This is a genomic window from Pseudohongiella sp. SYSU M77423 (genome assembly GCF_029911965.1).
Classification (GTDB): domain Bacteria; phylum Pseudomonadota; class Gammaproteobacteria; order Pseudomonadales; family Pseudohongiellaceae; genus Pseudohongiella.
Genome location: NZ_JARYTH010000002.1, coordinates 609483 through 622020 on the forward strand (window position 1 = coordinate 609483; position 12538 = coordinate 622020).

The 12538-nt window shown below is 56.5% G+C and carries 8 protein-coding genes and 1 tRNA gene; all 9 read right to left on the reverse strand.

Features of this window, described 5'->3' with window-relative positions; all coding sequences use genetic code 11:
* Positions 1-13: 13 nt before the first annotated feature.
* Positions 14-104 (reverse strand) — tRNA-Ser (locus QGM61_RS06620).
* A 59-nt stretch (positions 105-163) separates the two neighbouring features.
* Positions 164-367: a carbon storage regulator CsrA gene (csrA, locus tag QGM61_RS06625; protein ID WP_237133740.1), complete on the reverse strand. Its 204-nt coding sequence runs from the start codon at positions 365-367 to the stop codon at positions 164-166.
* Between the two features lie 188 nt (positions 368-555).
* Positions 556-1791 (reverse strand): aspartate kinase, encoded by a 1236-nt coding sequence (locus QGM61_RS06630; RefSeq protein ID WP_281132403.1) that lies wholly within the window; start codon positions 1789-1791, stop codon positions 556-558.
* Positions 1792-1867: 76 nt separating this feature from the next.
* The gene (gene alaS, locus QGM61_RS06635) at positions 1868-4477 is read right to left on the reverse strand and encodes an alanine--tRNA ligase (protein ID WP_281132404.1); all 2610 of its coding nucleotides are present in this window, start codon (positions 4475-4477) and stop codon (positions 1868-1870) included.
* An 80-nt stretch (positions 4478-4557) separates the two neighbouring features.
* The gene (locus tag QGM61_RS06640) at positions 4558-5646 is read right to left on the reverse strand and encodes an AI-2E family transporter (RefSeq protein ID WP_281132405.1); all 1089 of its coding nucleotides are present in this window, start codon (positions 5644-5646) and stop codon (positions 4558-4560) included.
* 69 nt (positions 5647-5715) lie between these two features.
* Positions 5716-7890 carry a protein-disulfide reductase DsbD family protein gene (locus QGM61_RS06645; protein WP_281132406.1) on the reverse strand — a complete coding sequence of 725 codons (2175 nt, stop codon included), beginning with the start codon at positions 7888-7890 and terminating at the stop codon, positions 5716-5718.
* Between the two features lie 127 nt (positions 7891-8017).
* Positions 8018-9745: a single-stranded-DNA-specific exonuclease RecJ gene (gene recJ, locus QGM61_RS06650; protein WP_281132407.1), complete on the reverse strand. Its 1728-nt coding sequence runs from the start codon at positions 9743-9745 to the stop codon at positions 8018-8020.
* 49 nt (positions 9746-9794) lie between these two features.
* Complete coding sequence (gene thrC / locus QGM61_RS06655; protein ID WP_281132408.1) at positions 9795-11186, reverse strand: threonine synthase; 1392 nt, start codon at positions 11184-11186, stop codon at positions 9795-9797.
* Position 11187: 1 nt separating this feature from the next.
* On the reverse strand, positions 11188-12504 hold the full coding sequence (locus QGM61_RS06660; RefSeq protein ID WP_411268756.1) for a homoserine dehydrogenase: 1317 nt from the start codon (positions 12502-12504) through the stop codon (positions 11188-11190).
* Positions 12505-12538: the final 34 nt, after the last annotated feature.

A 12538-nucleotide genomic window follows, 5' to 3' on the forward strand; every position in this document is an offset into this window, starting at 1 on the left:
TGGATAAGGCGTATGGCGGAGAGAGAGGGATTCGAACCCTCGATAGGGGATTAACCTATACGCCCTTAGCAGGGGCGCGCCTTCAGCCACTCGGCCATCTCTCCAAAACGGGCGCCATCATAGCATAACTTTGGAGAAATGGCAGGCTTGAATGCCAAGAAATTCACTGATCGGAATGGTTGCCTGTATCAGTGCCGCCGTCCTTTTCTTTTTGGATACGTTGATATATTTCTTCGCGATGTACTGCAACGTCCTTTGGGGCATTGACGCCGATTCGTACCTGATTGCCTTTTACACCGAGGACGGTGACTGTTACATCATCGCCTACCATCAGAGTCTCACCAATCCGGCGAGTTAAGATCAACATGATGTATCTCCTTTCCCATTCATGAAATCCATGCAACATCCCTTTCAGCGGCCTGAAAAGTATTCACGGAATTGTTCCAGACTGCGCGGTTACTCAGTAGACCGGATAACAAACCAAATGCAGTCACGTCTCCCCAAAACAAATCACGGCCAGGTCTACGCCTGACTTTTCGAGCTCGCTCCCCCTGATCATCCAGCCAGTGCGGTCTCTTCCCCTAACCCGAATGCGGAGTGCAACGATCGCACAGCCAGCTCCAGGTATTTCTCTTCTATAACCACCGATATCTTGATTTCGGAGGTCGTTATTATCTGAATATTGATTGACTCGTCGGCCAGTGTTTTGAACATCTGGCTGGCGATACCGGCGTGAGATCGCATGCCGACCCCCACCAGAGACACCTTGGCAATCCTGTTGTCTACGCTGACATCACGAGCGCCTACCTGCTGCGCCACTGCAGTGACCAGTTTGCGGGTCTGCTCGCTGTCCTGGCGCTTGACGGTAAACGTTATGTCAGTTGTACCATCAGCGGACACGTTCTGCACGATCACGTCGACTTCGATACCCGCATCGCTGACCGGGCCCAGGACCTGATAGGCGACACCAGGCACGTCCGGCACACCGGAGACAGTCACTTTTGCCTCGTCACGGGTGAATGCAATGCCAGAGATGATCGGTGCTTCCATTTCAGTGTTGTCCTCAAGTGTAATCAGTGTGCCGGGATCATCTTCAAAGCTGGACAGGACGCGCAATGGCACCTTGTACTTGCCGGCAAACTCCACGGAGCGTATTTGTAGTACCTTTGCCCCCAGGCTTGCAAGCTCCAGCATTTCCTCGAATGTAATCGTTCGTAACAACCGGGCATCTTCAACGACGCGCGGGTCGGTGGTGTAGACGCCTTTTACGTCGGTATAGATCTGACATTCGTCAGCATCGAGCGCCGCCGCCAGTGCCACCGCCGAGGTATCCGAGCCGCCCCGACCCAGCGTGGTGATGTTGCCATCACCATCAACACCCTGGAATCCTGCCACCACTACTACGTGGCCCTGATCCAGTTCGTTCTTTATACGCTGGGAATCGATCTCCTGGATTCGTGCCCGCGTATGCGCGCTGTCAGTCAGGATCCGGACCTGCGATCCGGTAAACGATCGGGCGCCGCAACCGCGCTTGTGCAGAGCCATGGCCAGTAATGCCACTGTCACCTGCTCGCCGGTCGACACCAGTACGTCCAGTTCCCGCGGACTTGGCTGTTCCTGTATTTTTTCGGCCAGTGCGATGAGCCTGTTGGTTTCGCCGCTCATCGCAGAAACCACAACAACGATGTCGTCGCCGTTGCTGCGGCTGGCAATAATCTTGTCGGCGACCGCTTCTATGCGCTCAACACTACCTACCGAGGTACCACCAAACTTCTTGACTATTAACGCCATATAATTGCTTCACCGACATTGACTGTGATTAAAACAGACTTATTAAGATCTTGGCAAGTCAATAACTTACGCAGCTTCATGTGATCTGCTTCACAGTTTCAATCACAGACGCCAGGGCCGCTGGCAGGGCTGCCGCATCGCTGCCGCCGGCCATTGCCATGTCAGCGCGTCCGCCACCTTTACCGCCTACCTGCTGCGCTACCGAGTTAACGATATCGCCCGCCTTGATGCGGTCGGTCAGGTCCTGGGTGACGCCGGCGACCAGGGCCACTTTGCCACCGTCGGCACAGCCCAGCACAACCACTGCGCTGCCCAGCTTGTTCTTCAGCTTGTCGACGGTCTCACGCAGCGCCTTGCTGTCAAAACCCTCGACCTGCTGAGCCAGCACCTTGATGCCATTAACCTCAACGGCACTGGAAGCAATGTCACTGCCAGCCGCACTGGCCAGCTTGCCTTTGAGCTGCTCCAGTTCTTTTTCGGTGCTGCGCAGATTGGCAACCACCTGCTGAACCCGCTCGGCCACGCCATCGGCGCTGCTGCGCAGGGTTTCACAGACCTGCCGCAATACCTGCTCTTCGCGTTCGACGTATTGCAAAGCGCCAAGACCCGTGACGGCCTCAACGCGGCGTACGCCGGCGGCGATACCGCTTTCGGCAACCAGTTTGAACAGACCGATGTCACCGGTGCGATCCACGTGCGTGCCGCCACACAGTTCAGTCGAAAAATCACCCATGGTGACTACTCTGACCTTGTCGCCGTATTTTTCACCAAACAGGGCCAGCGCACCTTTTTCCATGGCCTGGTCCATGCTCATGACTTCTTTGTGAACCGGCTCGTTGCGCAGTATTTCCACATTGACCAGTCGTTCAATCTTCGACACTTCCTCTGCCGTCAGCGGGCTGTTGTGGGAAAAGTCGAAGCGAAGGCGATCTGCCGTCACCAGTGAGCCCTTCTGTGTCACATGCTCACCCAGCACTGTGCGCAGCGCGGCGTGCAACAGGTGCGTCGCCGAGTGGTTGAGCATGGTGGCATGTCGATTCTGTTCTTCGACAGCTGCGGTCAGGCTATCGCCGACCGACAGACGGCCCTGGCGCAGGGTACCTTTGTGCAGTACATGTTCACCCTGCTTCTGGGTGTCCTGCACGTCGAACAGCGCGCTGATGGCACCGTTCTGACGCACTTCAAGCGCGCCGCGGTCACCCGCCTGACCACCTGATTCACCGTAGAACGGGCTGATGTCGAGCAGTACGACGGCTTCGGTATTTCCGATCAGATTCTGCACCGCTTTGCCATCCTGATAGATGGCCAGCACGCGGGCGTCCTCACGCAGAGTGTCGTAACCCACAAATTCGGTGGCAGCAGCGCCTTCGATGCTCAGTTTTTCCACGGCATTGAACTGGCTGGCGGCACGTGCCTGCTGACGCTGTCCTTCCATGGCCTGTTCAAAGCCTGCCATGTCCAGTGTCAGATTGTGTTCGCGTGCCACATCCGCAGTCAGGTCGACCGGGAACCCGTAAGTATCGTAAAGACGGAATACGGTATCGCCGGGCAGCACCTCGCCTTTCAGCTGGGAGATGGCCTGCTCCAGAATCTGCATGCCGTTTTCCAGGGTACGGGCAAACTGTTGTTCTTCTTCACGCAACACGCGTTCCACGCGCGCCTGATCTTTTTTCAGTGCCGGGTAGGCCTCGCCCATCTCAGTGACCAGTGCGGCGACCAGACGGTAGAAAAACACGTCTTTGACACCCAGCTGATAGCCGTGACGAACGGCACGACGGATAATGCGACGCAATACATATCCCCGGCCTTCATTGGAAGGCGTCACACCGTCGAGCACCAGAAAGGCACAGGAGCGGATGTGGTCGGCGATTACACGCAATGAGGTGTTGGTGGTGTCAGCAACCCCGGTGATCTCTGCGGCCGCCTTCAGGAGGTTCTGGAACAGGTCGATCTCATAGTTGCTGTGCACGTGCTGCAGCACCGCAGCCAGACGTTCCAGACCCATGCCGGTATCCACGGAAGGCTTGGGCAGTGGCACCAGCTCGCCGCTGGGCTGACGGTCAAACTGCATGAACACCAGGTTCCAGATTTCAATGTAGCGATCGCCATCTTCGTCCGGGCTGCCGGGAGGGCCACCAGCGACTTCCGGGCCGTGGTCATAGAATATTTCGGAACAGGGACCGCAGGGGCCGGTGTCGCCCATCTGCCAGAAGTTCGATTTTTCTCCCAGACGAACCACACGATCGGCTGGCACGCCAATTTTGCTGGTCCAGATTTCGGCGGCCTCGTCGTCATCCTGAAACACGGTCACCCACAACTTTTCGCGCGGCAGCTGCAATGATTCAGTCAAAAATTCCCAGGCATACCGGATGGCGTCTTCCTTGAAGTAGTCACCAAAACTGAAGTTGCCCAGCATCTCAAAAAAGGTGTGATGGCGCGCGGTATAACCCACGTTCTCAAGATCGTTGTGTTTGCCACCGGCACGCACACAGCGCTGCGAACTGACGGCGCGCGTGTAGCTGCGTACTTCGGAGCCCAGGAACAGATCCTTGAATTGCACCATGCCCGCGTTGGTGAACAACAGTGTTGGGTCGTTGCCCGGCACCAGCGAACTGCTGGGGACAATCTCATGCCCTTTCGACTTGAAATAGTTCAGGAACGACTGGCGAATATCATTACTTTTCATCTAACTGTCCAATATTGAATGGTGGCGCTGTTTGTTGGCGGCTGATTATACGCCGATGTAAGTGTCCTGTCGTCAGGACACTAGGATTGTGCAGGAGTGTCCTGATCGACCGGCAGATCTATCTGGCCGTTGCTGGACAACAGGATAGCAATCGGTCGCGTTTTAGGAAAATGCGATAAAACGATTGTTGTGATAATCAGGAACGGAACGCACAGGAACATGCCTGCCACACCCCAGATATAACCCCACAGGGCCAGATTAAACAGAATAACCACCGGGCTCAGGTTCAGCGAAGTACCCATCAGGCGGGGCTCAATAATATTGCCGATTGTCACCTGCAAGGCGCCGATCATCATCAGCACCAGCAGTGCCAGGTACAGGCCGTCATCAGTCGACTGCGCCAGAGCAATCATGGCGGGAAAAATCGTTGCGATGATGGAGCCCACGGTAGGAATGAAATTCAGCAGAAAGATCAAGGTGCCCCAGACTTCGGGAAAATTGACGCCCAGCAGGCGCAAAATGACGTAGCCCAGCGTGCCTGTTATGGCGCTGGTCAGCATCTTGATGGTCATGTATTTCTGGATGTCACCACGCACCTTATTGATGATTCGGCGCACTCGTCGCTCTCGCGCAGGATCACCGATCAGTGCCGAAAGTTTATTGTTGAAATTGCCCTGCTCCAGCAGCAGGAAACCCACATAGATGACTATCAATATGCTGTCGGCCGCCAGGCCGGTAAATGTCAGCGCCAGTGCTGTGACCATGGAGGAGATATCCAGCCATTCAGTCACAACCTGGGTGAATCCGCCGGCCGGGAACTGGGCGGTAAATGGCAGTGACTGCCAGTAATCACGCAGATTGGCTTCGTAGACGCGCGCGACGCTGCCCAGATCATTAAGACTGCCGCTGACAAACTGGACGATGACAGTTACCACGGTTATCCAGATCAGTATCGCAGCCAGAAAGCACAATGGACGCGGAATGTGCCAGCGGCCCAGAGGAATTCGTGCCACCAGATTGGCGACAAAATTGATCAGAAACCAGAAGACGATAGCGATGACCAGTGGCAGGAAGAGTTGCTGCCCGACCACCAGCAGATAGATGCTGAGCGCCACAATCAGGGCGCTCAGCGCGAAGTTCACCAGCGGTGTTTGTTGCCTGACACTCATTCCGCGCTCCCGGCACGCAGACAAACTATTAAGCTAACCTGCTACGTGTCCGTCGTGCAGGGTGCTGGATCATAAACTGGCAACAGCGTCGATGACAATCGAAGGTGTCAGCAGTTGCGGCAGTATTACCGGCTCCAGAGCCGGGTCGCCAGGATACAGAATATACAACGGGACGCTGGGTCGATTGAAGGCATCCAGCACTTTGGTGATCTCTGGATCCTGATTGGTCCAGTCGCCCTTCATGTAGGTGACACCATTGTCGACCAGTGCCTGTTGGACACGTTCGGTACCCAGGGTAGTCCGCTCATTCGCCAGACAGGTGATACACCAGGCCGCCGTCATGTTCAGTAGAACCGGCTTGCCCTGCGCACGCAGCTCGTCGATGCGGGCGCTGGCAAAAGGCTCGAACTCAGCCATATAGTCATCGCCGGTCATGTCGATGCCGGTATCACCACCTGCGCCATTGCCCGGCACCAGCATGGGTGTCCACAGGAAGGACAGGCCGCCGATGATCAACGCCACACCTGCAACGCGACCGACCAGTGTCCTGGCGCCGCTGTGACCTGCCGATTTCTGCAGCAGCCAGACAGCCAGAGCAACCATCAGGCCGGCAGACGCAACGGCAGTCATGCCATCAACACCTACCTGCAGACCCAGCACCCACAGCAGCCACAGTGCAGCGGCGTACATCGGGAAGGCCATGAACTGCTTGAAGGTTTCCATCCAGGGGCCGGGTTTTGGCATGCGTTTCATCAGACCTGGGACGAAGGTGAGAATCAGGAATGGCAGCGCCATACCCAGACCCAGGAAGCCGAATACCAGCATCGCGACGACCCAGGACTGCGACAGGGCAAAGCCCAGTGCCGCACCCATGAACGGCGCCGTGCAGGGGCTGGCGACGACAGTGGCCAGCACACCGGTCAGGAAAGAAGAGCGATAACCGTTACCCGTGCCCAGGTTGCTGCCCAGCCCCATCAGCCGTGTACCAAACTCAAATACACCTGACAGGTTGAGACCGATGACAAAAAACAGCAGTGACAGCGCCCCCACAAACCATGGCGACTGCAGCTGGAAGGCCCAGCCAACCGCCTGCCCACCGGCCCGCAGTGCCAGCAGTATGGTAGCCAGAATCATGAATGACACGATGATACCGGCGGCGTAAACAACGCCGTGCATGCGATGTGTTCCCGTTGAGGCGCCGGCCTTTGACGTCAGATTGACCACTTTCAGGGACAGCACCGGGAACACACAGGGCATCAGATTCAGGATGACACCACCCATCAGCGCGAACGCCAGAATCAGCAGCAGACTCTGATCCCCTGCCATCGACCCGGGACCTGAATTGTCCATGGACTGCTCGGCAGCCACCGTGGCCAGCGCGGCCAGGCCTTCGGGCGTCGATTCGGTGGCATTGATGACAAACCCATCAATCTCGCCGTTGCTGCGCTGCACGGCCAGCATGCCACCAATTTCTGTCAGGTCGGTCAGCATGCGACGCGGCTGCCCGTGGGTGATCTGCACCAGACCGGGGTAGACCGTGACGTCACGCAGGGGACCCGGCGACAGGATGCGGCGCTGTTCCGGGAAGAACCAGGCTTCTTCGACGTCGTCGAACTCGCGCTCATTGGAAGAGACGGAGAAGCTGACACGGTCACCAGCGATGGCAAACATGCTGTCCAGTTTGTGTTCTTCGACCGGAAGCAGTTCGCGGGTTTCGGCAAAAGCGTCTGCCCACTGGGGATCTGGCTGCAGCCCGCCATCGCGATCAACTGGCAGCGTCAGGCTGACTTCAGCATCACCGATCAGACAGATCAGGTCGCACACTTGCCATTCAACGTGGGCAGTAGCATTAAACTGATCACCGCTCAGGTCAGCAGGCACCTGAATGGGCACCATCAGCAGCACTTCTTCCTTGTAGGAGAATGTGACCAGGTCGGTGCCGGGGAATGGCAGCCAGCTGGGTACCGGCCAGTGGATGTCTCCTGCCGAGGCGCCTTCAGGCAGCTGCCACTCATGAATCATGGTGGCGTCGCCGCTGTCACCCGGCCATTTGGAATAGGTATGCCAGCCCTCGGTGGGCTTCAGGCGCACAGCAGTCCAAAGAGTCTCACCGGGCACTACATTGGCAGACTCGGAGACCAGTTCGACTTCGATCTCTTCACCGACGAATACTTCCGCGCTCGCTACTGTGGAAAAGACCGCCAGCATCAGCAGCAATAACTTCTGTACCAACCCCTGTCGCATCACAGCTCCCCGTCTCAAGTGCTTGAATATAGCAATATTTTCTTTTATATCAATTTCTTGAATGGCCCGATTGTAGCGTCTAAGTCAGGCGGATGGCAGTCCCCTTTGTGATAAAAAGTAACATTTTTCACACGGGTTCCAGATGCAACACAAGAAGTTGCGCCTGGCTGACTCCCCGAAACTCATTTACATCCAGCCGGTAGACGACAGACACCTCACGAATAGAGGCGTCGGGCCACATACCTCTATCCACATTAAAGGCAATGGCGTCTATCAGGGTGACACCACCATCGGCCGACAGCACCATTTTTAAATGCTTTTCGCCAACCAGGCGTTGCTGGATCACTCGAAATCGGCCATCGAACACCGGCTCCGGGAAACCCTGACCCCAGGGCCCGGCATCGCGCAGTATACGGGCGGATTCCAGGCTGTGCGCCTCGATCGGCAATTCGCCGTCAGTCAGCAGGCGGCGCTGCAGCGAGTCACTTTTCAGTACAGACTCGGCACAGCGCTGCAGGGCATCCTGAAATGCCGGCAACTGCTCTGGCGGCAGGCTCAGTCCCGCTGCCATGGCGTGACCACCAAAGCGGGTAATGACGCCGGGATAGCGTGTAGCAATGTCCGCCAGCAGGTCACGAATATGCAGCCCCTCTATCGAACGGGCCGAGCCTTTTAGCTCCTGCTCATCGGCTTTGGCAAAAATGAAGACCGGTCGGTGTAATTGTTCTTTCAGTCGCGAGGCGAGAATACCGACCACTCCCGGGTGCCAGCCTGCATCGTACAGACACAGCGCAGCTGGCAGTTCACGCTGCTCCAGCTCGCCGAGCATTTTCTGCAGCGCCTGGTCGGCCTGCTCGCGCATTTCATCCTCGATACGACGACGTTCCTGATTCAGGCGATCCAGTTCGCGGGCATGGCGCTCCGCACTCGCGGGATCGTCAGTGAGCAGGCAGGCAATACCGATGGACATGTCTTCCAGGCGCCCTGCTGCATTCAGGCGTGGTGCCACGGCAAAGCCCATGTCGGAGGCTGTCAATGAGTGCGTGGCGCGACCGGCGACCGACAGCAAGGCATAAATGCCGGGACAGGCTCGCCCCTGGCGCATACGACGCAGGCCTTCGTTGACCAGAATTCGATTGTTACGATCCAGTGGGACCAGGTCTGCCACCGTGCCCAATGCCACCAGATCCAGCAGTTCTGCCAGATTGGGCTCCTGAATACCCGCGCGGTCAAACCATCCCTGCTGACGCAGCAGGGCTCGCAGACCCAGCATCACATAGAATGCCACGCCGACGCCAGCCAGCGCCTTGCTGGCAAACCTGCAATCAGGCTGATTGGGATTGACGATGGCATCAGCATCGGGGAGTTGATCACCGGGCAGGTGATGATCGGTAATCAGTACGGCAATGCCCTCGGCCTTCAGGCGCTCAACGCCTTCAAGACTGGAGATGCCGTTGTCCACGGTAATCACCAGATCCGGTCGACGCTCAAGAGCCAGTTCGGCAATCTCGGGACTCAGCCCGTAACCGTAGGCAAAGCGATCGGGGACTATGTAATCAACGTGCTGAAAACCCATTTTGCCCAGCGCACGCACGACCAGTGCGCAACTGGTGGCACCATCGGCATCAAAATCCGAAACAATCAGCACCCTGCCCTGGCGCTGCAGTAACTGGTACAGCAGATGGCTCGCCTCGGGCATGCCTTTTAACGTGTCTGGAGGCAGCACCCGGGAGAGTTTTAACTCCAGCTCTTCAGCATCGGTAATCTGACGCGCCGCGTAGATACGCTCAAGCAAAGGCGGCACCTTGCCATGCAAGGCTGCCACTGCGGGTACCTGACGCCTTTCTATAATCATGAAATCCTTACATGCATGGAACGGGGATCAGGAGGCTGAGCAGTTGCGCTCAGCCCAGGTGCTGCTGCATGAACTGTGTGACCGCGTTGATATCGTTATCCAGTACTGAGTAACGTTCATCACGCTCAAACAGATCCTGCATGTGCGCAGGCAGCTGCGGCGTCTGCAGGCCTGCTTTTTCCACCGCCTCGGCAAACTTCACCGGGTGTGCGGTGGCCAATGTAACCATCGGTACGGACGTATCCTTATTGCACACGCGCGCCGCATGTACACCGATGGCGGTATGCGGGTCGATGAGGAATTCTGTTTCCTCAAACACCTGGGCAATCACCTGACAGGTGGTCTGGTCATCAACGCCAAGACTGGAGAACAGTTCGCGGGCCTTCTGCCATTTTGCCTGGTCCAGATGCTGCGGCTTTTTCCCCAGACTGGTGACAAACTCGCTGACTGCCTCGGCATCCCGATCGAACAGATCAAACAGATACCGTTCAAAGTTGCTTGAAACCATGATATCCATGCTCGGGGACAGCGTATGTTCCAGCTCGCCCAGCGAGTATTCGTTGTCACTGATAAGACGGTGCAGGATGTCATTGCGGTTGGTGGCAATGATCAGCTGATTGACTGGCAGACCCATCTGGCGTGCCAGGTAGCCCGCGTAAATGTCACCAAAGTTGCCGGTTGGTACCGAGAACGATACCGGACGCAGTGGACCACCCAGATTCAGCGAGGCATAGAAGTAGTAGACGATCTGCGCCATGATGCGCGCCCAGTTGATGGAGTTCACCGCCACCAGCTGACGGCCATCGGGCAGGAAGGACTGATTGCCAAAGGCTGCCTTGACGATGCGCTGGCAGTCATCAAAATTACCTTTGACGGCAATATTGTGCACATTCTCGCCGGGGATGGTGGTCATCTGCCGGCGCTGCACTTCTGACACGCGCTGATGCGGGTGCAGAATGAACAGGTCGATATTGGCGCAGTGGCGGCAGCCTTCCAGTGCGGCGGAACCGGTATCACCCGAGGTCGCACCCAGAACAGCCACTTTTTTGTTATCGCGGGTCAGCACATGATCCAGCAGTCTGCCCAGCAATTGCAGGGCAAAATCCTTAAAGGCCAGCGTCGGACCGCAGTAGAGTTCCAGGACCCACTCATTGACGCCCAGCATACGCAGCGGCGCGATCGCCTTGTGGGAGAAACCGGCATAACTCTGCTCGATGATGTCCTGCAGCACGTCGTCGGGTATCTCGCCATTCACAAACGGTTTGATGACCTTAAAAGCCAGTTTGTCGTAGCTCAGACCAGCCCAGGAGGCGATTTCCTCATGGCTGAATACTGGCAGTGTTTCCGGCACATAAAGTCCACCATCAGGTGCCAGACCAGTCAGCAGCACTTGTTCAAAAGTGCAGGCGGGAGACTTACCGCGGGTGCTGATGTATTTCATGTCAGTTGTTCTCGCCATCAAATTGTTCTACGCGGATGCGGATAATTTTTGCACCCACTTCATCCAGCCCTTCAATAACACCCTGGGCGACGTCCATCACTTCTTCCTTGATGCGGCTGGTCAGAATGACAACCGGCACTATTCCTTTCTCGGCATCCTCGCCATGTGGTTCCTTCTGGATGACTGCCTCGATATTGATGCCGTAGTTGGTCAGTACCTGGGATATCTTGGCCATCACACCCACTTTGTCACGTGCAGGAATGCGCAGGTAGTACTCGGACTCGATCTCGCTGATGTCGAGTATGCGCAGATCATTGCGCAGATTGTTGAAGGCCAGCGGTGGCACCACTGAGCTCGAACGTTCCTCGCGCCATGCGCGTGCAATATCAATGATGTCAGCCACTACCGATGAGGCAGTGGCTTCGGCGCCGGCGCCGGCACCGTAATAAAGCGTGCTGCCGGAGGAATCGCCCTTGACCACAACAGCATTCATGACGCCGTTTACATTGGCAATCAGGGTATCCTGGGAGATCAGGGTTGGATGGACGCGCAACTCTACGCCACTCTCTGTGATACGTGTTATGCCCAGGTGCTTGATGCGGTAACCCAGCTCATCTGCGTACTCAATGTCTGCGGTCGTGATGTGACTGATGCCCTCAGTGAAAACACGATCGAACTCCAGGGCGATACCAAAGGCATTGGAGGCCAGAATGGCCAGCTTGTGTGCGGCGTCGATACCTTCGATGTCGAAGGTCGGATCGGCTTCGGCATAACCAAGCTGTTGTGCTTCTTTCAACACTTCAGGGAAGTCGCGCTTGCGCTCTCCCATTTCGGTGAGAATAAAGTTGCTGGTGCCGTTGATGATACCGGCCAGCCACTGAATGGAGTTGGCCGCGAGACCTTCACGCAGCGCCTTGATTATGGGAATGCCACCGGCAACAGCGCTTTCATAGGCAACAACCACGCCCTTCTTACGGGCTGCTTCAAAAATGGTGTTTCCGTGCACGGCGATCAGCGCCTTGTTGGCTGTTACCACGTGTTTGCCATTCTCGATGGCGTAAAGCACCAGTTCCAGCGCTGGATCGAAACCACCGATCAACTCCACAACGATGTCGACGTCGGGGTTTTTGGCAACGTCGAACACATCCTTGCTGACATTGATGTTGTCTTTTTTTAATGCCGGATCAGGATTGCGAGTTGCAACGTGGATGATATCCAGGTCCATGCCAACACGGCGCGTGATTTCCTTTCTCTTGGCCTGCAACAAGTGATACGTGCCACCACCGACAGTACCCAGTCCGCAGATACCGATTCGCAACTGTTGATTCTTCGTATCCTGACTCACAATTTCC